This is a genomic window from Microbacterium sp. Bi98 (assembly GCF_918698045.1).
Classification (GTDB): Bacteria; Actinomycetota; Actinomycetes; order Actinomycetales; family Microbacteriaceae; genus Microbacterium.
This window is the reverse complement of record NZ_CAKKLK010000003.1, coordinates 226,221-247,831: the sequence shown is the minus strand read 5'-3', so window position 1 is coordinate 247,831 and position 21,611 is coordinate 226,221. Positions and strand designations below refer to the sequence as shown.

The 21,611-nt window shown below is 68.1% G+C and carries 21 protein-coding genes; 10 read left to right on the top strand and 11 right to left on the bottom strand.

The annotated features are described in order from the left end of the window. Nucleotides 1-91: 91 nt before the first annotated feature. Complete coding sequence (locus LQZ85_RS07880) at nt 92-1,408, top strand: acyltransferase (RefSeq protein WP_056278881.1); 1,317 nt, start codon at nt 92-94, stop codon at nt 1,406-1,408. On the opposite strand, the gene LQZ85_RS07875 is transcribed toward LQZ85_RS07880, so the two are convergent. The 3 genes from LQZ85_RS07875 to LQZ85_RS07865 are packed head-to-tail and all read right to left on the bottom strand — an operon-like array spanning nt 1,355 to nt 3,214. Beyond that, nucleotides 1,355-1,906, bottom strand: a complete 552-nt coding sequence (locus LQZ85_RS07875) for an energy-coupling factor transporter transmembrane component T (protein WP_230100746.1) — start codon at nt 1,904-1,906, stop codon at nt 1,355-1,357. The two genes, LQZ85_RS07880 and LQZ85_RS07875, sit on opposite strands and share 54 nt — an antisense overlap. A gap of 38 nt (nt 1,907-1,944) precedes the next feature. Further along, entirely contained in the window at nt 1,945-2,637 is a 693-nt protein-coding gene (locus LQZ85_RS07870; RefSeq protein ID WP_082586603.1) for an energy-coupling factor ABC transporter ATP-binding protein, read from the bottom strand. Continuing rightward, nucleotides 2,627-3,214 (bottom strand): BioY family transporter, encoded by a 588-nt coding sequence (locus LQZ85_RS07865; RefSeq protein ID WP_053096441.1) that lies wholly within the window; start codon nt 3,212-3,214, stop codon nt 2,627-2,629. Before LQZ85_RS07865 ends, LQZ85_RS07870 begins: the two co-directional genes overlap by 11 nt. Before the next feature lie 56 nt (nt 3,215-3,270). Here LQZ85_RS07865 and LQZ85_RS07860 point away from each other — a divergent pair, with 56 nt between their 5' ends. Next, the gene (locus tag LQZ85_RS07860) at nt 3,271-3,885 is read left to right on the top strand and encodes a TetR family transcriptional regulator (protein ID WP_082586604.1); all 615 of its coding nucleotides are present in this window, start codon (nt 3,271-3,273) and stop codon (nt 3,883-3,885) included. Here the strand turns inward: LQZ85_RS07860 and LQZ85_RS07855 are convergent. The 7 genes from LQZ85_RS07855 to sufB are packed head-to-tail and all read right to left on the bottom strand — an operon-like array spanning nt 3,833 to nt 10,430. Continuing rightward, entirely contained in the window at nt 3,833-5,218 is a 1,386-nt protein-coding gene (locus tag LQZ85_RS07855) for an MFS transporter (RefSeq protein ID WP_053096443.1), read from the bottom strand. The two genes, LQZ85_RS07860 and LQZ85_RS07855, sit on opposite strands and share 53 nt — an antisense overlap. Beyond that, entirely contained in the window at nt 5,215-6,369 is a 1,155-nt protein-coding gene (locus tag LQZ85_RS07850) for an aminotransferase class I/II-fold pyridoxal phosphate-dependent enzyme (protein WP_056278883.1), read from the bottom strand. The genes LQZ85_RS07855 and LQZ85_RS07850 overlap by 4 nt, the downstream gene beginning before the upstream one ends. Before the next feature lie 2 nt (nt 6,370-6,371). After that, nucleotides 6,372-6,701 carry a metal-sulfur cluster assembly factor gene (locus LQZ85_RS07845; RefSeq protein ID WP_053096448.1) on the bottom strand — a complete coding sequence of 110 codons (330 nt, stop codon included), beginning with the start codon at nt 6,699-6,701 and terminating at the stop codon, nt 6,372-6,374. Between the two features lie 10 nt (nt 6,702-6,711). Continuing rightward, nucleotides 6,712-7,482 (bottom strand): Fe-S cluster assembly ATPase SufC, encoded by a 771-nt coding sequence (gene sufC, locus LQZ85_RS07840; RefSeq protein ID WP_053096451.1) that lies wholly within the window; start codon nt 7,480-7,482, stop codon nt 6,712-6,714. Beyond that, complete coding sequence (locus LQZ85_RS07835) at nt 7,483-7,809, bottom strand: non-heme iron oxygenase ferredoxin subunit (RefSeq protein WP_056278884.1); 327 nt, start codon at nt 7,807-7,809, stop codon at nt 7,483-7,485. Continuing rightward, nucleotides 7,806-9,011: a Fe-S cluster assembly protein SufD gene (gene sufD / locus LQZ85_RS07830; protein ID WP_056278885.1), complete on the bottom strand. Its 1,206-nt coding sequence runs from the start codon at nt 9,009-9,011 to the stop codon at nt 7,806-7,808. Before sufD ends, LQZ85_RS07835 begins: the two co-directional genes overlap by 4 nt. Next, complete coding sequence (gene sufB / locus LQZ85_RS07825) at nt 9,012-10,430, bottom strand: Fe-S cluster assembly protein SufB (RefSeq protein WP_053096457.1); 1,419 nt, start codon at nt 10,428-10,430, stop codon at nt 9,012-9,014. A 232-nt stretch (nt 10,431-10,662) separates the two neighbouring features. Between sufB and LQZ85_RS07820 the strand changes: the two genes are divergently transcribed. Next, a complete protein-coding gene (locus tag LQZ85_RS07820; RefSeq protein ID WP_056278886.1) occupies nt 10,663-11,766 on the top strand; it encodes a COX15/CtaA family protein in 1,104 nt (367 codons plus the stop codon). Between the two features lie 72 nt (nt 11,767-11,838). Continuing rightward, nucleotides 11,839-12,282, top strand: a complete 444-nt coding sequence (locus LQZ85_RS07815; RefSeq protein WP_072591385.1) for a hypothetical protein — start codon at nt 11,839-11,841, stop codon at nt 12,280-12,282. Here the strand turns inward: LQZ85_RS07815 and LQZ85_RS07810 are convergent. Then, nucleotides 12,228-13,133 carry a heme o synthase gene (locus LQZ85_RS07810; protein ID WP_053099149.1) on the bottom strand — a complete coding sequence of 302 codons (906 nt, stop codon included), beginning with the start codon at nt 13,131-13,133 and terminating at the stop codon, nt 12,228-12,230. The genes LQZ85_RS07815 and LQZ85_RS07810 overlap by 55 nt on opposite strands. A gap of 366 nt (nt 13,134-13,499) precedes the next feature. On the opposite strand from LQZ85_RS07810, the gene tkt reads away from it, so the two are divergent. From tkt to pgl, 6 genes are read left to right on the top strand one after another with little or no spacing between them, the layout of a single operon-like run. Beyond that, nucleotides 13,500-15,596 carry a transketolase gene (gene tkt / locus LQZ85_RS07805; RefSeq protein WP_230100782.1) on the top strand — a complete coding sequence of 699 codons (2,097 nt, stop codon included), beginning with the start codon at nt 13,500-13,502 and terminating at the stop codon, nt 15,594-15,596. After that, nucleotides 15,593-16,705 carry a transaldolase gene (tal, locus tag LQZ85_RS07800; protein WP_053096462.1) on the top strand — a complete coding sequence of 371 codons (1,113 nt, stop codon included), beginning with the start codon at nt 15,593-15,595 and terminating at the stop codon, nt 16,703-16,705. Before tkt ends, tal begins: the two co-directional genes overlap by 4 nt. Continuing rightward, nucleotides 16,702-18,309, top strand: a complete 1,608-nt coding sequence (locus LQZ85_RS07795; protein WP_056278887.1) for a glucose-6-phosphate isomerase — start codon at nt 16,702-16,704, stop codon at nt 18,307-18,309. Before tal ends, LQZ85_RS07795 begins: the two co-directional genes overlap by 4 nt. Before the next feature lie 22 nt (nt 18,310-18,331). Continuing rightward, nucleotides 18,332-19,882 carry a glucose-6-phosphate dehydrogenase gene (gene zwf, locus LQZ85_RS07790; protein ID WP_053096466.1) on the top strand — a complete coding sequence of 517 codons (1,551 nt, stop codon included), beginning with the start codon at nt 18,332-18,334 and terminating at the stop codon, nt 19,880-19,882. Beyond that, nucleotides 19,879-20,814 carry a glucose-6-phosphate dehydrogenase assembly protein OpcA gene (locus LQZ85_RS07785; protein WP_056278888.1) on the top strand — a complete coding sequence of 312 codons (936 nt, stop codon included), beginning with the start codon at nt 19,879-19,881 and terminating at the stop codon, nt 20,812-20,814. The genes zwf and LQZ85_RS07785 overlap by 4 nt, the downstream gene beginning before the upstream one ends. Further along, the gene (pgl, locus tag LQZ85_RS07780; RefSeq protein WP_200955172.1) at nt 20,814-21,599 is read left to right on the top strand and encodes a 6-phosphogluconolactonase; all 786 of its coding nucleotides are present in this window, start codon (nt 20,814-20,816) and stop codon (nt 21,597-21,599) included. Before LQZ85_RS07785 ends, pgl begins: the two co-directional genes overlap by 1 nt. Nucleotides 21,600-21,611 lie beyond the last annotated feature (12 nt).

Genomic DNA, 21,611 nt, shown 5'->3' with positions numbered 1-21,611 from the left:
CCGCAGTAGGGGTGCGAACCAGCCCGGAGGGTGATCCCCCGACCGGCACCGCGTCCATACGCTCCTCGGACACCCATCCGAGGAGGACTCCATGGCCATCGTCGAAGCGCCGCCCCGCATCGCTCCCCGCCCCCCGCTGCCGGCCGGTCGTGATGCCGCGATCGACCTGCTGCGAGCGATCTGCGTCGCAGGAGTCGTGCTGCTTCACGCCATCATGGTGGGCGTCACGGTCGCCGACGGCAGCCCGGTCTTCGCGAACGCGAGCGAGGGCACCTCGTGGATCATCCCCATGAGCTGGGTCCTCCAGGTCATGCCGTTGTTCTTCATCATCGGAGGCTTCGCCGGTCACATCGCGTTCCGGCGGTCGCAGGCGCGCGGCGGCACCGCATCCGAGTTCATCGCAGCCCGCGTGCATCGCCTGCTCCGGCCCGCACTGTTCGCCATCGCCGTCGTCGGCGTCGCGCTCGCGGCTCTCCACGTCGCAGGTGTTCCCGCCGACATCATCGCCACCGCCGGCTTCCGCTACAGCCAGCCGCTGTGGTTCCTCGGAGTCTTCCTGGGCTGTCAGGCGCTCCTCCCGGCACTCTCGAGAGCCCACGCACGCAGGCCCCTGGTCACCGTCGCAGCCCTCGTGTGGGCATCGGTCTGCGTCGATGTGGCCCGGGCGAGCACCGGGGTCGAGGGACTGGGGTTCCTGAATCTCGCCTTCGTGTGGCTCGCACTCCAGCAGATCGGGTTCTTCCTCGCCGACGGCACGATCGACCGGCTGCCTCGAGCGACGCGGGCCCTGATCGGAGCAGCGGCTCTGACCGCCCTCATCGCAGCGTTCGCGACCGGGATCTACTCCCCCGACCTCATCGCGAACATCAATCCCCCGACCGCCGCGCTGCTGCTCGTCGGCGTCGTGCACCTGAGCGCCGTCTCGCTTCTGCGCGATCGCATCGACGAGCTCAGCCACCGGCCGGTCCCCGCCGCGTTCGGCGCCTTCGTCAATCGCCGCACCATGACGATCTACCTGTGGCACATGCCGGTACTGCTCGCCATGGCGGGGATCTCGGCCGTCGCCTCACTCGTCAGCGGAATCGCGCTGCCGGATCCGAGTTCCGTCTCCTGGTGGGTGTCGCGTCCGATCTGGCTCGCCGTCGCCCTGACTCTGACAGCGGCGATCGCGACCTCCCTCACCCGCATCGAGACGCAGCCGTCGCCGCGATCCGCTGACAGGACGCACCGGGTCGTGATCGCCGCCGTCCTGGGCATCGCCTCCGTCGTCCTGCTCCTCGTCGCGGGGACGACCGTGCTCACTGCTGCAGTCGCCGCCGGCGGCATGCTGCTGTCCCTGCGCATCGCCCGCCGATCACACGAGACCGCGAGCGGCGAGAGCGTCGCCGACGTCGTCCGCGTGGCGTAGTGTCCTGACCATGAGCGGCACCGCGCCTCGCACGCCGCGACGGATGCCGCGTGCGAGGTGGGCCTCGGTGACCGCATGGGCGAAGCCTGCGACCACCGGAATCATCGTGAGGGTCAGTGAGATCATCATCGCGACGGCATCCGCATCGATGCCCAGTCGGCGCAGCGGTCTCAGCATCCGATGCAGCACCGCGAGCAGATCGCCCATCCGGGTGGTGATCGTGAGAAGCGACGCCAGCAGCAGCAGTGATGCCACCCTGGCCGTGCTGACCCATGCCGTGAGCGGTGTGGCGAAGATCCACAGGGCGACCCCGAGAACCAGGACGAGCCACCGCAGCCGCCACGCCTCGACGAGCAGGGCCGTCACCGGAAGGCCGGCGGCGAGATAGAGCAGGCAGACGACGAGAAGCGCGGCTGTGACGCTCCATCGATCGTGCGGGTAGCCGGACGAGACGAGCGCGAGCACGGCGAAGACGGCGAGCTTGGGGCCCGCCGGCATCCGGTGGACGATACTCGCCCCCGGCCGATAGGACTGGATCACGCGGCCAGCTCGCGATACTCGGCGACCACGTCCGGCGGGGCGCCCGACGCGATGATCGAGCCCGCCTCGAAGAGGACCGCGTGGTCGCACCTCGCTGCGAGCTCGAGGTCGTGGGTGACGATGACGACCTGGGCGGGAAGCGCCAGCAGCAGATCCGAGATCCGTCGGGAGTTGCGCAGGTCCAGCAGGGTCGTCGGCTCGTCGGCGACGATCAGCTGCGGTTCGGTGATCAGGACAGACGCGAGAGCCAGCATCTGCTTCTGACCGCCGGACAGCTCCGACGCCGGCACGTCCGCCCGATCGGTCAAGCCGTGCTCGGCGAGTGCCGCGGCCACACGTCTGTCGACGTCCGCACGAGAGGATCCGCGAAGCGACAGCGCGAGGTCCTCGGCAGGCGTAGGCATGAGGATCTGCGCCTGCGGATCGGTGAAGACGAAACCCACCCGCCGCCGCAGAGCCTTCACATCCCGACGAGAATCGAGACCGTGCACCGTCACGCGCCCTGCATCCGGGAGCACGAGGCCGTTCAGCAGACGCGCGAAAGTGGACTTTCCTGAACCGTTCGCGCCGATGACCGCGATCCTCGCCGTCGTGAGCTCGATGCTCACATCGCGCAGGATCGGCTGCCCCTCCCGCTCCACGGTGACATCGTCGACCGAGATCGATCCGGTCGAGGTCTCAGACCGCACGGACGGATGCCGGCACGGATGGGGCACTCGTGCCGAAAGCTCGAGGGTACGCGCGCCGTAGCGCGAGGACCAGCGCTGTGGCCGCTGCCGCCTTGAGCAGATCGCCGGGGAGGAAGACGAGACTCGCCAGTGCGGTGGGTCCCAGGTCGAGCCCGAGTACGAGCGCGGTGACGGGCACCCCGCAGACGTACACGACCACGATGCCGCCGACGACGACCCCGAGGGCGATCCGCCACCAGCGGGGCCGACCGCTGCGCACGATCAGTCCGATGACGATGACGCCCAGGAGCCACCCGAGCAGGTAGCCGGCTGTCGGACCGACGAAGACGCCGAGACCGCCACGGCCACCGGCGAGGACGGGGAGCCCGACCGCTGCCAGCACCAACACGAGGAGCACCGAGAGCGGGGCCGACCGCGGGCCGAGTACAGCGCCGGCGAGCATCACCCCCAGGGTCTGCGCGGTGATGGGCACCCCGCCGGGGATCGGGATCGTCACCATTCCGAGGACGATGATGAGCGCGGCGAAGATCGCCACCCTCGCGAGTTCGCGACCGAGGTCGTCTGTGTGCCGAGCCATCATCCATCACCTTCCTGAACACCGTTCACTTGAACGGTGTTCACTATACTGACGGGATGGCCCCGGCGCACAACTCGACCCGTCACGACCGCGACGGCGTCGCGCGCGCTGCACTCGCGCTCCTCGACGAGGTCGGCCTCGCCGACCTCTCGATGCGGCGGATCGCCGGCAGGCTCGATGTGCAGCCGAGTGCTCTCTACTGGCACTTCTCGAGCAAGCAGGAGCTGCTGGCGGAGTTGGCCGATCGCATCACCGCGGGCATCCCACGCGACGATGCGGACGTGTTGACCACCGCCCGCAGCATCCGCGACGCGCTCTTCACCTATCGCGACGGGGCCGAGCTCGTGCTCAGCACGTATGCCCTGCGTCTCGGCTCGTCGTATGCGCACACCGCTCTGGAAGCCGCGCTGACGCGCCACGGCCTGTCGGACGCACCGGAGCGAGCAGCCGCACTCCTGCACTTCGTGCTCGGCCATGCGACTCTCGTTCAGCAGCGGATGCACGCCGACAGCCACGGAGCAGCGCTCGACGACCACACGATCGACGTCACAGCGGGACTCGACCGCATCTTCGACCTCGGCGTGGCCGCGCTCGCCGGAGAGTCGTCCGGCGCCGGCCTCACCGCTCGCGCGACTCCGCATCCGTCAGCTCCGCGGCGTGCCCCAGCCTGAGTCCCGGCACGAACGCCAGGAGCACCAGACCGAGACAGAACGCGAAGACGACGCCGAAGGCGCTCGCACCACCGCCGAGGCTGGCGACGGCGAGACCCGCGAGAGCGATGACGACCGCGGCGCCCGTGGAGTCCGAGATCGACAGAGCTGACGAGTTGAAGCCCTGGTTGCCGGCATCCGAGTACGCGAGCGTGAGCACGGTGAGGCGGGGATAGAGCAGACCCATGCCGCCGCCGGCGAAGGCCCATCCCACCACCACGAAGAGCGGCGAGAACCCCCAGAGCGCTGCGAGGAGCACGAAGACCAGCGCACAGACGAGCAGCGAGAGACTGATGACGGTGATCCTCGTGTTGCCGAGACGTTCACCGAACCTCCCCTGCAGCGCGGACGCACCGGCCCAGGCGAACGCGGCGAACATCAAGGCGATGCCCGCCCACGTCGCCGTGAACCCGAACCTCTCCATGAGCAGGTACGGGATGTACGCTTCCGCGGCGAAGAACGCGCCGGCGACGACGCCCCGCATGAGCACGACGCTCGGCAGGCCCCGGCCGGCGCGCAGAGTGCGTCGAGGGAGCAGCGGCAGCACGGCCACGGCGATGACGGCCACCGAGCCCAGTGCGACCGACCATCCGATCTGCGCGGTCATCTCGGCCGTGAAGCCGATCAGCACGGCGAACACCGCGACGACGACGGCGAGCATCAGACGAGTCACGAGAGCTCGACGGTCCTGTGGTTCGCCATGCCCGAGGTCGACGCCGCGCAACCGGATCGCGATCATGAGAAAGGCGGCCGTCGTCAGCACGGCCACCCCGAGGAATGCCCACCGCCAGTCGAGGTACTCGGCGACGGCACCCGCGAGGAACGGGCCGATCATCGACGGCACCACCCAGGCCGCGGCGAACGCCGCGAAGACCCTTCCGTGCAGGTGGGGCGGATACAGGCGGGCCACCACGACGTACAGGGCCACCGTCTGTCCGCCCGCACCGAGCCCCTGCACGAGGCGGCCGATGAGGAACTGATCCATCGTCACCGCGAACCCCGACAGCAGAAGGCCGGCGATGAACAGCGACACGGCGGCGTACAGCGCACCCCGGGGCCCGCGAGCGTCCGACCAGGCACCCGCGGCGACCATCCCGATCACGCTCGTCGCCAGTGTCCCCGCGAAGGCCACCGCATACAGCGCCTGGCCGTCGAGCGCCTCGCTGACGATCGGCATGACGGTCGTCACCGCCAGAGCCTCGATCGCCGCCAGGAAGATCAGCGCGACTGCGCCGGCGGTGACCCAGAGGCGTTCCCGGTCCCAGATCGACGATGTCGCGCGATCGACCGTCATCGATCCACGAGCGTCGCGATGCGCTCGATGGCCTCGGTGATGATCTCCGGACTCGTCCCGAAGTTCAACCGCACGAATCCCCTGCCCTGCTCGCCGAAGGCGGGGCCGAAGTGCAGGGCCACCTTCGCCTCCTTGAGGATCCGACGCGCGGGGTTGTCGCCCCATCCGAGAGCCGAGAGATCGATCCAGGCGAGGTAGCCGGCATCGGGCATCCGGTAGCGGGCACCGGGGAGCTTCGATGCGAGCAGGTCCTCGAGGAGTACGCGGTTCGCGTCGAGTGTCGCGAGCAGCCCGTCCAGCCACTCATCGCTCTCCTCCGAGAAGGCGGCGACAGCCGCGAGCAGACCGAACTGACCGGTGCGCCACTCGACCTCGATCGGCAACCCGCGCACGACCGCGCTCGTCGATTCGGAAGCGGTCACCATGAGGGCGCACTTGAGGCCGGCCAGATTGAAGGCCTTGCTCGCGCTGACGACCGCATACCCCACGCGCTCGGCGGCCTCGCCCGTGTCGAGGAACGGCGTGAAGCCGGTTCCCGGCTGGGCGAGCGGTGCGTGGATCTCGTCGGAGACCACCGCCGCGCCGAACTCGTCGGCGATCTCGGCCAGCGCCGCGAGCGCGTCGCGACTGTGGACGGTGCCCGTCGGGTTGTGCGGATTGCAGAGCAGGATCGCGGTCGCGCCGTCCTCGAACGCTGCACGGACGCCGTCGAGATCGAGTTCCCACCCCATCCCCGTGTCGATGAGAGGCACCCGTTCCACCTCGGCGCCGGCCTCGGACACCAGGTCGAAGAACGGCGGGTACACGGGAGGGGTGACGACCACGCGCTCTCCCGGCTGCGTCACGCGGCGGAGAATCTCGACGATGCCCATGCTCACATCGGCCGTGGTGCGCATCCGCGTCGGATCCGCCTCCCAGCCGAAGCGACGGCGTGCGAACGCCGCGTAGGTGTCGGGCAATGGTGTCCGCGAGGCGATGTACCCCGTGTCTCCGAGCTCGACGGCGCGACGCAACGCGTTCGAGACCTCCGGTGCGAGAGGGAAATCGGTCTCCGCGACGAAGAGCGGAAGCACGTCGGCGGGATACTCCCGCCACTTCTCGCTGCTACGTCGTCTGAGCTCCGCCAGAGGCAGAGCCGTGACTTCGAGCATTCTCAGATCGCGAAGCCGAGGGCGCGCATCATGTCGCGCCCGTCGTCTGTGATCTTCTCCGGACCCCACGGCGGCATCCACACCCAGTTGATGCGGAAGCGGTCGACGACGTTGTCCAGAGCCTGCGCGGTCTGGTCCTCGAGCACGTCCGTCAGGGGGCAGCCGGCGCTGGTCAGCGTCATGTGGATGACGAGAGCATCGTTCTCGTCATCCCAGGCGAGGTCGTAGATGAGGCCGAGGTCGACGACGTTGATCCCGAGTTCCGGGTCCATGACGTCCTTGAGCGCCTCGGTGACCTCGTCGTACTTCGCGTCCGTGAGGGTGGCTGTCATGCGAATCAGCCTACGCCTCGATGGGGGCTGCGGGGTCGAGGAAACGGTCGTATCCCTCTTCCTCGAGCCGGTCTGCAAGCTCAGGGCCGCCCTCTTCGACGATCTTGCCCGCGACGACCACATGCACGAAGTCCGGACGGATGTAGCGGAGGATACGGGTGTAGTGCGTGATCAGCAGCACGCCGAGTCCGGTCGACTCCTTGGCGCGATTGACGCCTTCCGAGACGATCTTCAGCGCGTCGACGTCGAGGCCCGAGTCGGTCTCGTCGAGAATCGCGAACTGCGGCTTGAGGACCTCGAGCTGCAGGATCTCGTGACGCTTCTTCTCGCCACCGGAGAAGCCTTCGTTGACGTTGCGCTGAGCGAACTTCGGGTCCATGCGGAGGTTCGCCATGGCCGCCTTGACGTCCTTGGTCCAGCCGCGGATCGCCGGAGCTTCGCCGTCGAGTGCCGTCTTGGCGGTGCGGAGGAAGTTCGTCACCGTCACGCCGGGGATCTCGACCGGGTACTGCATCGCGAGGAACAGGCCGGCGCGCGCGCGCTCGTCGACGCTCATCGCGAGCACATCCTGGCCGTCGAAGGTGATCGAGCCGGAGGTCACGGTGTACTTCGGGTGGCCGGCGATCGTGTACGCGAGCGTCGACTTGCCCGAGCCGTTGGGGCCCATGATCGCGTGCGTCTCACCGGTGTTCATGGTGAGGGTGATTCCGTTGAGGATGGGGGTGGTACCCGCCTCGGTCTCGACCGTCACGTGCAGGTCGCGGATTTCGAGAACAGACATTCAGACTTCCTTCGTCACAGTCGGGTCGATGAGCACGTCGTCGCCGTCGATCTCGACGACGTAGACCGGAACGGGCTCATAAGCAGGGAGGTTCTGGGGCTTGCCGGTGAGCAGCGAGAACGCGGAGCCGTGGGCCCAGCACTCCACCGTGTCACCTTCGACGAAGCCTTCGGCGAGAGAGATGTCGCCATGCGTGCAGGTGTCCCCGATGGCGTGGATCACGCCTTCGGAGTCCTTGATCACGGTGATCGGGATGCCGTTCGGCTCGACGCGGATCGGCATGTCCTGCTCGAGTTCCGCGACGCCGCACACGCGCTCGGCGCTCATGCGTTCACCTCGGCGAGCTCCGTCTCGATCGCGTCGAGCAGCTCGGTCTCCAGTGCCGGGATCCCCAGGCGCTGAACGATGTCGGTGAGGAATCCGAGCACGACGAGTCGGCGCGCTTCCTCTTCGCTGATGCCGCGGGCCTGCAGGTAGAACAGCTGCTCGTCATCGAAGCGCCCCGTGGCGCTGGCGTGGCCGGCGCCGAGGATGTCCCCGGTCTCGATCTCGAGGTTCGGGATCGAGTCGGCGCGTGCACCCTCGGTGAGCACCAGGTTGCGGTTCGCCTCGTAGGAGTCGGTGCCCGTCGCGTCGGCGCCGATGAGCACGTCGCCGATCCAGACGCTGTGCGCTCCCTGCCCCTGGAGCGCACCCTTGTAGAGCACGTCGCCCTTGGTGTGCGGGCCCTTGTGGTGCAGGTAGACCTGGCTCTCGAGGTGCTGCCCGGCATCGGCGTAGGACAGTCCGTAGAGGTACCCCTCGGATCCGCCGCCGGCGAGCTCGACGCTCGGGTTCACGCGCACGACTCCGCCGCCGAAGCTGATCACGAAGTGCTTGAGCGTGGCATCCGCATCGACCCTGGCCTGATGCGCAGAGGTGTGCACGGCATCGTCCTGCCACTGCTGCAGGCTGATGACAGTGAGCTTCGCGCCATCGCGGACGATGATCTCGACGTTCTGCGAGTACTGCGCGGCTCCGGTGTGCTGGAGCACGACGGTGGCCGAGCTGTGCTCGAGGGCCTCGATCACGATGTGGGCATCGGCGCGCAGTTCGGCGCCGAGGCCCTCGATCGAGACGAGGATCGGCTCAGCGACCTCTTCTTCGCGCGGGATGCGGATGTGCAGCGCCTCGGACGAGCCCTGCCAGGCGACGGCCGCCGTGATGTCCTCGGCCAGGAAGACCTCCCCGCGCGGGGCATCACCCGCGGCGAGCGGTGCCGCCACGTACTTCTCGCCGTCACCGAACGAGTAGCGCACGCCCTCGGTCGGACCTGCCACCTCGAAGAGGGCGGAGAGCTTGGCCACCGGAGTGTGCTTCCAGTTGACCTCGCGGCCGGTCGGCGAACCGAAGTCGGCTGGTTCGAAGGAGTGCGGACGCTCCGAGCGGGTCTGCACCGGGACGAATCCGGCATCCGAGACCTGAGCTGCGGGGTCGATGTGCGCGTTCGTGTGCTGCGCCTCGCTGGGCGCTGTCGTCGAGGCCGCCATTTAGCCGACCGATCCTTCCATGCCCATTTCGATGAGCTTGTTCAATTCCATCGCGTACTCCATGGGCAGTTCGCGCGCGATCGGCTCGATGAAGCCGCGCACGATCATCGCCATCGCCTCGTCCTCGGGCATGCCGCGGGACTGCAGGTAGAAGAGCTGCTCCTCGCTGACCTTCGAGACGGTGGCCTCGTGGCCCAGCTGCACATCGTCGACCCGGATGTCGATGGCCGGGTATGTGTCGGAGCGCGATTTCGTGTCCACCAGCAGCGCGTCGCAGCGCACGGTGTTCGCGGAGTGGTGCGCGTTCGCGTCCACCCTCACCTCGCCGCGGTATCCCGCACGTCCACCGCCACGGGCGATCGACTTGGAGACGATCGACGACTGCGTGTACGGAGCCATGTGGATCATCTTCGCGCCGGCATCCTGGTGCTGGCCGGGACCCGCGAAGGCGACCGAGAGGGTCTCGCCCTTGGCGTGCTCGCCCATCAGGTAGATCGACGGGTACTTCATCGTCACCTTGGAGCCGATGTTGCCGTCGACCCACTCCATCGTCGCGCCCTCATGGGCGACGGCTCGCTTGGTGACGAGGTTGTAGACGTTGTTCGACCAGTTCTGGATCGTCGTGTACCGAACGCGGGCGTTCTTCTTCACGATGATCTCGACGACGGCCGAGTGCAGCGAGTCCGACTTGTAGATCGGAGCGGTGCAGCCCTCGATGTAGTGGACGTAGCTGTCCTCGTCGGCGATGATCAGGGTCCGCTCGAACTGGCCCATGTTCTCGGTGTTGATGCGGAAGTACGCCTGCAGCGGGATCTCGACGTGCACGCCCTTGGGGACGTAGACGAACGAACCTCCCGACCACACGGCTGTGTTGAGCGCGGCGAACTTGTTGTCGCCGGCCGGGATCACGGTGCCGAAGTACTCCTCGAAGAACTCGGGGTGCTCGCGGAGCGCGGTGTCGGTGTCCATGAAGATGACGCCCTGCTCCTCCAGATCCTCGCGGATCTGGTGGTAGACGACCTCGGACTCGTACTGCGCTGCGACGCCGGCGACGAGGCGCTGACGCTCGGCCTCGGGGATGCCGAGGCGCTCGTACGTCTCGCGGATCTCAGCCGGGAGATCCTCCCAGGACTGGGCCTGCTTCTCGGTCGAGCGCACGAAGTACTTGATGTTGTCGAAGTCGATCTCGCTGAGGTCTGCACCCCAGGTCGGCATCGGCTTGCGACCGAAGAGCTGATAGCCCTTGAGTCGGGTCTTCAGCATCCATTCGGGCTCGTGCTTGAGCGCCGAGATCCCGCGGACCACCTCTTCGGAGATACCGCGCTTGGCGATGGCTCCGGCGGCATCTTCGTCATGCCACCCGAATTCGTACACCCCCAGGCCGTCAAGCTCCGGGCGGTCGATCAGCACATCCGACATCACACACTCTCCTCACAGGTCCCAAACGGTGTCATCCGCCCCGACACACCTGATCCCCGTCGAGTCTGCGGGAGCGGGTGCCGTTGGTGGGCCCTCATCACCGGCGCATCCATCGCGCCTAAACTGTTAGCGACGCTTCAGCGCGGTCAGCGCTCATCACAACAATCCGATTCTACAGGTTCCGCCTGAAGACAGGGCCGCTCGCCGTGTCCGGCGCGGTTCGGAGAGACTTATGCCCGAGACGACGATCTCCTCCCCCACGAACGCGGCAGCGTCGACGCATGCGATCCTCTGGGGACGAGCGCTTCGCGTCTTCGCCTGGCTCTCATTCCTCGCGCAGACCATCATCATCGGCACCGGCGGTGCCGTGCGGCTGACCGGATCAGGCCTCGGATGCTCCGAGTGGCCGCTCTGCACGCCGGAGTCGCTCGTCCCGATCTATGCCGATCAGGGAATCCACGGCATCATCGAGTTCGGCAACCGCGTCATGACGGGTGTGGTCGGCGTCATCGCCCTCGCCGTCCTGCTGCTCGTGCTGGCGCGCACCGGGGGGAAGGCCACGGTGTTCTCGGCCCTCCGCTTCGCCGCCGCCGGAATCGTGGCGGCCGGGGTCGTGTTCTTCGTCTTCACGCTCGTCGACCTCCCCGCCACGCCCTTCGCGATGGCGGCTCTGCTCGTGACGGTCATCGCCGCCACGGTCAGATCGGTCAGGGTGACGACCGAAAGGCGGGATCTCGTCATCCTCGCCTGGGTCGTGCTGATCGGCGTCGTCGCGCAGGCTCTTGTGGGCGGCATCACGGTGCTCACGGGACTGAACCCCTTCATCGTCGGATTCCACTACGTGTCGTCCCTCCTCCTTGTGTGCGTGACCGCGGCCTTCCTGGTCAGGCTCTACGCCGCGCCCGGACCGCGTGAGCGCGCGGTGCCGACCTGGTTCGCGGCACTGAGCCACATCACCGGTCTCGCCCTCGCCGTGACGATCCTGTTCGGCGTGCTGACCACCGGTTCCGGGCCGCACTCCGGCGACGCGGCCGTCGAGCGCCAGGGATTCGACGCCACGGTGCTCGCCCACGTGCACTCCTGGCCGGGATACATCCTCGCCGCGCTCGTCGTCACCTTGACGATCGCCGCGTGGGTCCTGCACCTACGACCGCGCAGATGGCTGCTCGTGCTCGTGCTGGCGATCCTGGTGCAGGTCGGCGTGGGCGTGTGGCAGGCGCGCGAAGGCCTCCCGCCGGTGCTCGTGGGCATCCACATGGTGCTCGCCTCGCTGTCGGCGGCTGCGTACACCGTGGTGGTGCTGAACCTGAAGAAGCCGGCCGCTGCGGAGGCCTGACCCCGGCTGCGCACAGGGGATGCATAGCCCGGGCATCAGCGGCTCATCAGTTCGTCGTGCACCGTTGCGGACATGAACAAGTCATTGACACGCAGCATCGGCTTCTGGCTCCTCCTCGTGCTCTCGCTCGCTTCAGCGGGAGTGGGCGGGTGGCTGATCGCCGGCCAGGTCGGCACCATGACGAGCACTCTGCTCGACGGCACGGCGACCGGCATCGAGGTCTACGTGGGGCAGTCGCTCGTCGTCGTCGGAGCCGCGCTTCTGGGCGCCGGCGTCATCGGCGTGCTGATCGCCGTCGGTCTGAGTGCGGTGCAGGCGCTCCTGCCTTCTCCTGCACCCGCAGTCGTCGGGCCGATCGACGGGACGAACGAGTCAGCTGAGGCCGATGAAGCCGACACCATCGACTCCGAGATCCCCGCGACAGCGGCGGACGACGAGCTGGTCGGCGACGCCGAGCAGGATCAGAACGGCAGCAGCGGGTCGACCGCGACGGCCACGAAGATCAGCGTCAGATAAGTGATCGAGGCGTGGAAGACTCGCATCGGCCGCGCCTCGTTGCCTCGCACCGCCTGGTTGTACAGGCGGTGCGACTCATAGATGAACCAGCCGCCGAACACCGCGGCGGAGACGCCGTAGACGAGGCCCATGTTCGCGATCGGGATCAGCAGCAGCGAGCAGGCGACGGTCGCCCAGGCATAGAGGATGACCTGGAGGCCGACCTGTGAGGCGTTGCGGGTGACACCGAGCATGGGCACGTCGACGTCGTCGTAGTCGTCCTTGTACTTCATCGACAGCGGCCAGTAATGCGGCGGCGTCCAGAGGAAGATGAGCGCGAACAGGATGAACGCGGGCCAGTCGAGCGAGCCGGTGACGGCAGCCCAGCCGATGAGCACCGGGAAGCACCCGGCGATGCCGCCCCAGATGATGTTCTGCTCGGTGCGTCGCTTGAGGATCATCGTGTAGATGACGACGTAGAAGAAGATGGCGGATGCCGACAGCGTGGCCGCCAGCCAGTTCGTGGTGAACCACAGCCATACGGTCGAGACGACGGCGAGCGTCCAGGAGAAGATCAGCGCGCCTCGCGGGCTGATCTCGCCGGTCACCAGCGGACGGTTCTCCGTGCGATGCATGTGGGCATCGATGTCGCGGTCGAGGTACATGTTGAACGCCGCGGCCGAGCCGGCGCTCAGCGAGCCGCCGATCACGGTGGCCAGCACGAGCCACATGTCGGGAAGACCGCCCTGAGCGAGGAACATCACCGGGACGGTCGACACCAGCAGCAGTTCGAGGACGCGCGGCTTGGTGAGGGCGACGTACGCCTTCACGGTGCGACCGATGGACTTCTTCACAACGGTCTGATCAGACATCGTCGAGATCTCGATCGCCTCCTCCACACGCGTCACGACAGCGTTTCCCAGTCTAGGGCACGCCGGGCGCAGGGCTCGCCCGCCCCGATGATCAGCGCTCCACCGGCCCTCGCATCCGGGCTCCCGGGACGCGACGGGATCGCGTTCCAGGACTCCTGATCCGCAGTTCCACCGCTCATCGGAAGTCTCGACGAAGGCATGGAATTACTGGACGGGCGGAGCGTTGTAAAGGGGGGTAACGAGTCGAACCTCGGCGCTATGCTGAAATGACTCGCGCGTCCGGCGCACATCACAAACCCCTCCGTATCGTTGCGGACTGCGATCGTGCAATCCGGCGCTCTCGAACAGTTGCAGAAGGGCTTCACAGTGTCGGAATTGCAGTGGGATGAGATCGACCGACGCGCGGTGGACACCGCGCGTCTTCTGGCTGCGGATGCCGTGGAGAAGGTCGGCAACGGCCACCCCGGCACCGCGATGAGCCTGGCTCCGGCCGCGTATCTCCTCTATCAGCGGGTGCTTCGTCACGACCCGACCGACACCGACTGGCTGGGTCGTGACCGTTTCATCCTCTCGGTCGGACACTCCTCTCTCACCCAGTACGTGCAGCTCTACCTCGGCGGCTTCGGCCTCGAGCTCGACGACCTCAAGGCACTGCGCACGTGGGGTTCCCTCACCCCGGGCCACCCCGAATACGGTCACACCAAGGGCGTCGAGATCACCACCGGCCCGCTGGGACAGGGACTCGCTTCCGCCGTCGGCTTCGCCTACGCCGCCCGCTACGAGCGCGGCCTGTTCGACCCCGAGGCAGAGGCGGGCACCAGCCCGTTCGATCACTTCGTCTACGTGATCGCCGGTGACGGCGACCTCCAGGAAGGCGTCACCAGCGAGGCCTCCTCGCTCGCGGGCCACCAGGAGCTCGGCAACCTCATCGCGATCTACGACTCCAACCAGATCTCGATCGAGGACGACACGAACGTCGCCTTCACCGAAGACGTCGCCAAGCGCTACGAGGCCTACGGCTGGCAGGTCCAGCTCGTCGACTGGAAGAAGACCGGCGAGTACGTCGAGGACGTCGCCGAGCTCAACGCGGCGATCGAGGCCGCGAAGGGCGAGACCTCGAAGCCGTCGCTCATCATCCTGAAGACGATCATCGGCTGGCCCTCGCCCGGCAAGCAGAACTCCGGCAAGATCCACGGCTCCGCGCTCGGTGGCGACGAGCTCGCCGCAACGAAGAAGGTCCTGGGCTTCGACCCCGAAGAGCACTTCGCCATCGCCGACGACGTCATCGCCCACACCCGCGCACTCGCGGATCGCGCCGCGGAGACCCGCGCCGAGTGGCAGAAGTCGTTCGACGCGTGGGCCGCGGCCAACCCTGAGCGCAAGGCGCTGCTCGACCGCCTCGAGGCGAAGGAGCTGCCAGCCGACATCACCTCGGCGCTCCCCGTCTTCGAAGGCGGCAAGGACGTCTCGACGCGTGCGGCCTCCGGTCAGGTCATCAACGCCCTCGCCGCCGAGCTCCCCGAGCTCTGGGGCGGATCGGCCGACCTCGCCGAGTCGAACCTCACCACGATCAAGGACTCGAAGTCCTTCATCCCCGCCGAGTGGTCGACCCACGAGTGGTCGGGCGACCCCTACGGCCGTGTGCTGCACTTCGGCATCCGCGAGCACGCCATGGGCGCCATCGTCAACGGTATCGTGCTGCACGGCCCGACGCGCGCCTTCGGCGGCACCTTCCTCATCTTCAGCGACTACATGCGCCCGCCGGTGCGTCTGGCCGCGCTGATGAACGTCCCCAGCATCTTCGTCTGGACTCACGACTCCGTCGCCCTCGGAGAGGACGGCCCGACGCACCAGCCCGTCGAGCAGATCGCGACGCTCCGCGCCATCCCGAACTTCACCCTGGTGCGTCCGGCTGACGCCAACGAGACCTCGGCCGCCTGGCTCGAGATCCTCCGACGCCACGAGGGCCCCACCGGCATCGCGCTGACCCGTCAGAACATCCCGGTGTTCGAGCGCGGCCAGGGTGCAGCCGACGGCGACCTCTTCGCCTCGACAGACGGTGTCTCGAAGGGTGCATATGTGCTCGCCGAGGCGCCGAACGGCACCCCCGACGTGATCATCATCGCGACCGGGTCCGAGGTCCAGCTGGCGGTCGACGCCCGTGCGGCCCTGGCCGACGAGGGCGTCAACGTCCGCGTCGTCTCCGCTCCCTCGCTCGAGTGGTTCGACGAGCAGGACGAGGCATACCGCGAGTCGGTCCTGCCGAAGGCCGTCACCGCCCGCGTCTCGGTCGAGGCCGGCTCCGTCCTCAGCTGGCGCGGCATCGTGGGCGACCGCGGCCGTTCGGTCGGCATCGACCACTTCGGCGCCTCCGCCGACTACAAGACCCTGTTCCAGAAGTTCGGCATCACCACCGAGGCCGTCATCGCGGCCGCACGCGAGACCGTCAAGGAGAACGCATGAGCACCCCCACCGCAGACCTCGCAGCAGCCGGTGTCAGCATCTGGCTCGACGACCTGTCCCGCACCCGCATCTCGTCCGGCAACCTCGCCGAGCTGATCGAGTCGCGCAACGTGGTCGGCGTGACCACCAACCCGACGATCTTCGCGAACGCGATCACCGACAAGAACAACACCTCGTACGACGCTCAGGTCACCGAGCTCGCAGCGTCGGGCGCCACGGCGGAAGAGGCCGTGTTCGCCGCGACCACGCAGGACGTCGCCGCCGCTCTCGACGTCTTCCGCCCCGTGTGGGAGAAGTCGGGCCACGTCGACGGCCGCGTCTCCATCGAGGTCTCCCCCGACCTCGCGCATGACACCGAGGGCACCGTCGCACAGGCCAAGCAGCTGTGGGCAAAGGTCGACCGTCCGAACCTGCTCGTGAAGATCCCCGCGACGAAGGCGGGCCTGCCTGCCATCACCGAGGCGATCGCATCGGGCATCAGCGTCAACGTCACCCTGATCTTCAGCCTCGAGCGCTACGCCGAGGTCATCGACGCCTACCTCACCGGTCTCGAGCGCGCGCACAGCGCCGACTTCGATCTGTCGAGCATCCACTCCGTGGCCTCGTTCTTCGTGTCGCGCGTCGACACGGAGACCGACAAGCGCCTCTCGGCGATCGGCACCGACGAGGCCGAGGCGCTCAAGAGCAAGGCAGGCCTCGCGAACGCGCGTCTCGCCTACGAGCTCTACGAGCAGAAGTTCGCCGAGAAGCGTGCGCAGGACCTGATCAAGCTGGGCGCCAACCCGCAGCGTCCGCTGTGGGCGTCGACCGGCGTCAAGGACCCGGCCCTGCCCGACACGCTCTACGTCACCGAGCTCGTGGCGAAGGACGTCGTCAACACGATGCCGGAGAAGACGCTCGAGGCCACCTTCGACCACGGCGTCGTCACCGGTGACACGATCACGGGCGGCTACGACGAGGCTCGCGCCGTGTTCGCCGGTCTCGCCGACCTCGGCATCGACTTCACCGACGTCACCCAGGTGCTCGAGGACGAGGGCGTCGCCAAGTTCATCGACTCCTGGCACGATCTGCTGACGCAGGTGGCTGAGGGCCTCGAGGCGCAGCGATGACGTTTGCGATCCACGCCTCGGGCGCGGCTCGGGTCGCGATCGACGAGACGGTTCCCGCTCTCGTCCACGACCTGGTCGCCTCGCGGGTGACCGGCGGTGACGCAGCCCTGTGGGGTCCCGCCGCCGAGTCCGAGGCGTCGATCCGCCTGGGCTGGGTCGAGGCGGTATCCGTCTCGCGCCCCCTCGTCGCCGAGATCGTCGCCCTCCGCGCCGATCTGCACGCGAAGGGTGTGAATCGGGTGGTGCTCGCCGGCATGGGCGGGTCATCGCTCGCCCCCGAGGTGATCGCCCAGACCGCCGGTGTCCCGCTGACGATTCTCGACTCGACCGCGCCGAGCCAGGTGCTCGCCGCGCTCGACGAGGGCCTGGAGAACACCGTGCTGGTCGTCTCCTCGAAGTCAGGCTCGACCGTCGAGACCGACTCGCAGCGTCGCACTTTCGAGGCCGCGTTCCGCGACGTGGGCATCGACCCGCTCGAGCGCATCATCGTCGTGACCGACCCGGGCTCGCCGCTCGACGTCTCCGCCCGTGAAGCCGGCTACCGCGTGTTCAACGCCGACCCGCACGTCGGCGGACGGTACTCGGCCCTCACCGCCTTCGGCCTCGTACCGTCGGGGCTCGCGGGCGCTGACATCGCCGAGCTCCTCGACGAGGCCGAGGCCTCGCTCCTCGAGGTCGCCATCGACTCGGCCGACAACCCGGCACTCCGGCTGGCCGCGGCGATCTCCGCCACCACGCCGCGACGCGACAAGCTCGGTCTCATCACCGACGGCACGCACATCAACGGGCTCCCCGACTGGATCGAGCAGCTCATCGCGGAGTCCACCGGCAAGGACGGCACCGGCATCCTTCCCGTCGTCCTGCTGCCCGTGTCGCCGGAGCTCGACTCCCGACCCGCCGATCTCCAGATCGTGCGGCTCGTCGACGACGCGAACGAGTTCCACCTGCGCGAACGTCACGAGGGCGAGATCCTCGTCAGCGGTTCGCTGGGTGCGCAGCTCATCGTCTGGGAGTACGCGACCGCCATCGCCGGGTATCTGCTCGGCATCAACCCGTTCGACCAGCCCGACGTCGAGTCGGCGAAGGTCGCCGCCCGTGGACTGCTGGATGCACGTCCCGCTCCGACGGCACCGGCGTTCGTCGAGAACGGCGTCGAGGTCCGCGTCTCCGACCCCGCTCTCGCGGCGTCGGGCACCGTCGAGGGCGTGCTCGACGCGCTGTGGGCTGTGCTGCCGGAAGACGGCTACGTGTCGATCCAGGCATACGTCAACAGGCTCGACGTCCCGCAGCTGCAGGGTCTCCGCGAGCTCGTCGCCGCCGACTCCGGTCGGCCGACGACGTTCGGATGGGGACCCCGATTCCTGCACTCCACCGGCCAGTATCACAAGGGCGGGCCGGCGCAGGGCGTGTTCCTGCAGATCCTGGAGCGCACGGATGTCGACCTCGAGATCCCCGAGCGCCCGTTCACGTTCGGACAGCTCATCGAGGCACAGGCCGCCGGCGATGCCGGTGTCCTCGCCGAGCACGGCCGTCCGGTCGTCTCCCTGACGATCACCGATTCGTCGGCCGACGTCCTCACCCTTTTCGAAGCCGCACAGAAGTAACAGCCAGGAGAATCCCCCACCGATGTCTGTTCCCATCTCGCGCGGGCACAACCCGCTGCGTGACCCCGATGATCGCCGCCTCAACCGGATCGCCGGGCCCAGCGCCCTCGTGATCTTCGGTGTGACCGGAGATCTGTCACGCAAGAAGCTCATGCCCGCCGTCTACGATCTCGCCAACCGCGGACTCCTGCCTCCCGGATTCGCGCTCGTGGGCTTCGCCCGTCGAGACTGGGAGGACCAGGACTTCGCCCAGGTCGTGTACGACGCCGTGAAGCAGCATGCACGCACGCCCTTCCGCGAAGAGACGTGGGCGCAGCTGCTGCAGGGCATCCGCTTCGTCTCGGGCGAGTTCGACAACCCCGAGTCCTTCCGCAAGCTGCGCGACACGGTCGATCAGCTCGACGTCGAACGCGGCACGATGGGCAACCACGCGTTCTACCTGTCGATCCCGCCGAAGGATTTCCCCCTCGTCGCGAAGCAGCTCAAGGACTCCGGCCTCGTCGGAGCGAATGACGACGACGATGAGCGCTGGCGACGCGTCGTGATCGAGAAGCCGTTCGGCCACGACCTCGAGTCGGCGCGCGAACTCAATGCCGCCCTCGAGGTGGCGTTCTCCGCCGACTCGATCTTCCGCATCGACCACTACCTCGGCAAGGAGACGGTCCAGAACATCCTGGCCCTGCGCTTCGCGAACGAGCTGTACGAACCGATCTGGAACCGCAACTACGTCGACCACGTGCAGATCACGATGGCCGAGGACATCGGCGTCGGTGGCCGTGCGGGCTACTACGACGGCGTCGGTGCGGCGCGCGATGTCATCCAGAACCACCTGCTGCAGCTGCTCGCGCTCACCGCCATGGAAGAGCCGATCAGCCTGTCCGCCGAGCACCTGCGTGCCGAGAAGGAGAAGGTTCTCGCTGCGGTCCACGTGCCGGAGGATCTCTCGCTCGCGACCGCCCGCGGGCAGTACGCGGGCGGCTGGCAGGGTGGCGAGCAGGTGACCGGATTCCTCGACGAGGACGGGATGAACCCCGAGTCCGCGACCGAGACCTATGCCGCGATCAAGCTGGAGATCGACACCCGACGCTGGTCCGGCGTCCCGTTCTACCTTCGCACCGGGAAGCGTCTGGGGCGTCGTGTGACCGAGGTCGCCGTCGTGTTCAAGAAGGCACCGGAGCACCTCTTCGGCCGCTCGAACACGGCAGAGCTCGGCCAGAACGCACTCGTCATCCGCGTCCAGCCCGATGAGGGCGTCACGATCCGCTTCGGATCGAAGGTGCCCGGAAACGGCACCAACGTGCGCGATGTCACCATGGACTTCGGTTACGGCCACGCGTTCACCGAGGCGAGCCCCGAGGCGTACGAACGTCTGATCCTCGACGTGCTCCTGGGCGACCCGCCGCTGTTCCCGCGCCATGAGGAGGTCGAGCTCTCCTGGAAGATCCTCGACCCCGTGGAGAAGTACTGGGCAGCCGAGGGCGGCCCGGTCGACCAGTACGCACCCGGTTCGTGGGGTCCGGCATCCGCCGACGACCTCCTTGCCCGTGATGGACGAGTGTGGAGACGCCCATGATCATCGACCTTCCCGACACGACCGTCAGCCAGGTCGCCAAGCAGCTCGTCAAGGTGCGCGAAGAGGGCGGCGCCGTCGCACTCGGCCGTGTGCTCACGCTGATCATCTCTGCACGCAACGGCGTCGCAGAGGCAGCGATCGACGCGGCAAACGACGCGTCCCGCGAGCACCCCATGCGTGTCATCGTTCTCACCACGGGTGAGGGCGAGTCGCGTCTCGACGCTCAGATCCGCGTCGGCGGTGACGCCGGCGCCTCCGAGGTCGTCGTCCTCCGGGCCTACGGCGACGCCGCCAGCAACGAGGAGAGCCTGGTCACAGGTCTGCTCCTGCCCGACGCCCCCGTCGTCGCCTGGTGGCCCGAAGAGGCGCCGACATCGCCGGCCTCGTCTCCCCTCGGCAAGATCGCGCAGCGCCGCATCACGGATGCCGCGACCGCACCCGATGTTCGCGACCGCCTGGGACTGCTCGGCGAGACCCACGCGCCCGGCGACACCGACCTCGCGTGGACCCGTCTCACGCACTGGCGCGAGCAGCTCGCCGCCGTGCTCGATCAGCCGCCGTTCGAAGAGGTCACCGCGGTCGAGGTGCGCGGTGGATCGGCCTCGCCGTCGACCGCGCTTCTCGCCGCATGGCTGCAGATGGCCCTCGACGTCCCGGTGACCTGGTCGTACGAAGACCCCGAGAACTGGCAGGAGGGCATCAAGTCGGTGCGTCTGCGCCGCTCGTCGGGCGACATCCTGCTCGAGCGCCCCACGCCCGGGCTGGCCGTGCTCACGCAGCCCGACCAGCCCGACCACGACCTGCACCTGCCGCGCCGCACGCTGCGGGAGTGCCTCGCCGAGGAGCTGCGTCGCCTCGACCCCGACGTCCTGTACGGTCGAGTGATCACCGAGGGCTGGGAGAAACTGGGTCCGCCCCAGACAGGAGAATGATGTCGACGAAGACAGCGCCCGCAGAGAAGCGGGTCGTGGTCGAAGCCACGCCCGCAGCACTTGCCGCGAGCGTGGCCGACAGATTCCTGACGCGCCTTCGTGCGCGCACGCGCAACGGCCGCATCGCCCACATCGCCCTCACCGGCGGTTCGATGGGCGGTGCGGTTCTGCGTGCGACGCGCGACGACCCCAGGTCGGCTCAGATCGACTGGTCGCTGGTGCACTTCTGGTGGGGCGATGAGCGGTTCGTCGCTCGCGACGACGCCGATCGCAATGCGCTGCAGTCGCGTGAGGCCCTGCTCGACCACATTCCCGTCCCCGCCGAGAACATCCACGAGGTCGCTGCTGCGGACGAGGGGCTGACCCTCGACGAGGCCGCGGCGGCGTACGCGGCGGATCTCGCGCGCTACGGGACCGACGAGCACCCGTGGCCGTCGTTCGCGGTCTGCTTCCTCGGTGTGGGGCCCGACGGCCACATCGCCTCACTCTTCCCCGATCGCCCCGAGGTCACCGTGACGGACGCCGCCGCGCTGCCGGTTCGCGACTCTCCCAAGCCTCCGCCGGAGCGTGTCACGCTGACGCGCCCGGTGCTCAACGCGTCGAAGCGTGTCTGGCTGGTCCTCACCGGCGCGGACAAGGCGTCGGCGCTCGGACTCGCCCTCGCGGGCGCGAGCTACACCAACGTTCCGGCCGCGGGCGCCAAGGGCCGCAAGCGCACCGTCTTCTTCGTCGACGAGGCCGCTGCGTCGGAGGTCTCTCCCGACCTCATCGACCCGGCGTACTGAAGTCCAGAGAAC

Bases quoted from the DNA above. Each gene is read 5' to 3' on its own strand.
- LQZ85_RS07855 (WP_053096443.1), bottom strand. From the start codon at position 5,218: ATGACGGTCGATCGCGCGACATCGTCGATCTGGGACCGGGAACGCCTC.
- LQZ85_RS07845 (WP_053096448.1), bottom strand. From the start codon at position 6,701: ATGACAGCCACCCTCACGGACGCGAAGTACGACGAGGTCACCGAGGCG.
- LQZ85_RS07875 (WP_230100746.1), bottom strand. From the start codon at position 1,906: ATGCCGGCGGGCCCCAAGCTCGCCGTCTTCGCCGTGCTCGCGCTCGTC.
- LQZ85_RS07850 (WP_056278883.1), bottom strand. From the start codon at position 6,369: ATGCTCGAAGTCACGGCTCTGCCTCTGGCGGAGCTCAGACGACGTAGC.
- LQZ85_RS07810 (WP_053099149.1), bottom strand. From the start codon at position 13,133: ATGTCTGATCAGACCGTTGTGAAGAAGTCCATCGGTCGCACCGTGAAG.
- LQZ85_RS07860 (WP_082586604.1), top strand. From the start codon at position 3,271: ATGGCCCCGGCGCACAACTCGACCCGTCACGACCGCGACGGCGTCGCG.
- sufD (WP_056278885.1), bottom strand. From the start codon at position 9,011: ATGGCGGCCTCGACGACAGCGCCCAGCGAGGCGCAGCACACGAACGCG.
- sufB (WP_053096457.1), bottom strand. From the start codon at position 10,430: ATGTCGGATGTGCTGATCGACCGCCCGGAGCTTGACGGCCTGGGGGTG.
- LQZ85_RS07795 (WP_056278887.1), top strand. From the start codon at position 16,702: ATGACGTTTGCGATCCACGCCTCGGGCGCGGCTCGGGTCGCGATCGAC.
- pgl (WP_200955172.1), top strand. From the start codon at position 20,814: ATGTCGACGAAGACAGCGCCCGCAGAGAAGCGGGTCGTGGTCGAAGCC.
- sufC (WP_053096451.1), bottom strand. From the start codon at position 7,482: ATGTCTGTTCTCGAAATCCGCGACCTGCACGTGACGGTCGAGACCGAG.
- zwf (WP_053096466.1), top strand. From the start codon at position 18,332: ATGTCTGTTCCCATCTCGCGCGGGCACAACCCGCTGCGTGACCCCGAT.
- tal (WP_053096462.1), top strand. From the start codon at position 15,593: ATGAGCACCCCCACCGCAGACCTCGCAGCAGCCGGTGTCAGCATCTGG.
- LQZ85_RS07835 (WP_056278884.1), bottom strand. From the start codon at position 7,809: ATGAGCGCCGAGCGCGTGTGCGGCGTCGCGGAACTCGAGCAGGACATG.
- LQZ85_RS07815 (WP_072591385.1), top strand. From the start codon at position 11,839: ATGAACAAGTCATTGACACGCAGCATCGGCTTCTGGCTCCTCCTCGTG.
- LQZ85_RS07880 (WP_056278881.1), top strand. From the start codon at position 92: ATGGCCATCGTCGAAGCGCCGCCCCGCATCGCTCCCCGCCCCCCGCTG.
- LQZ85_RS07785 (WP_056278888.1), top strand. From the start codon at position 19,879: ATGATCATCGACCTTCCCGACACGACCGTCAGCCAGGTCGCCAAGCAG.
- LQZ85_RS07820 (WP_056278886.1), top strand. From the start codon at position 10,663: ATGCCCGAGACGACGATCTCCTCCCCCACGAACGCGGCAGCGTCGACG.
- LQZ85_RS07865 (WP_053096441.1), bottom strand. From the start codon at position 3,214: ATGGCTCGGCACACAGACGACCTCGGTCGCGAACTCGCGAGGGTGGCG.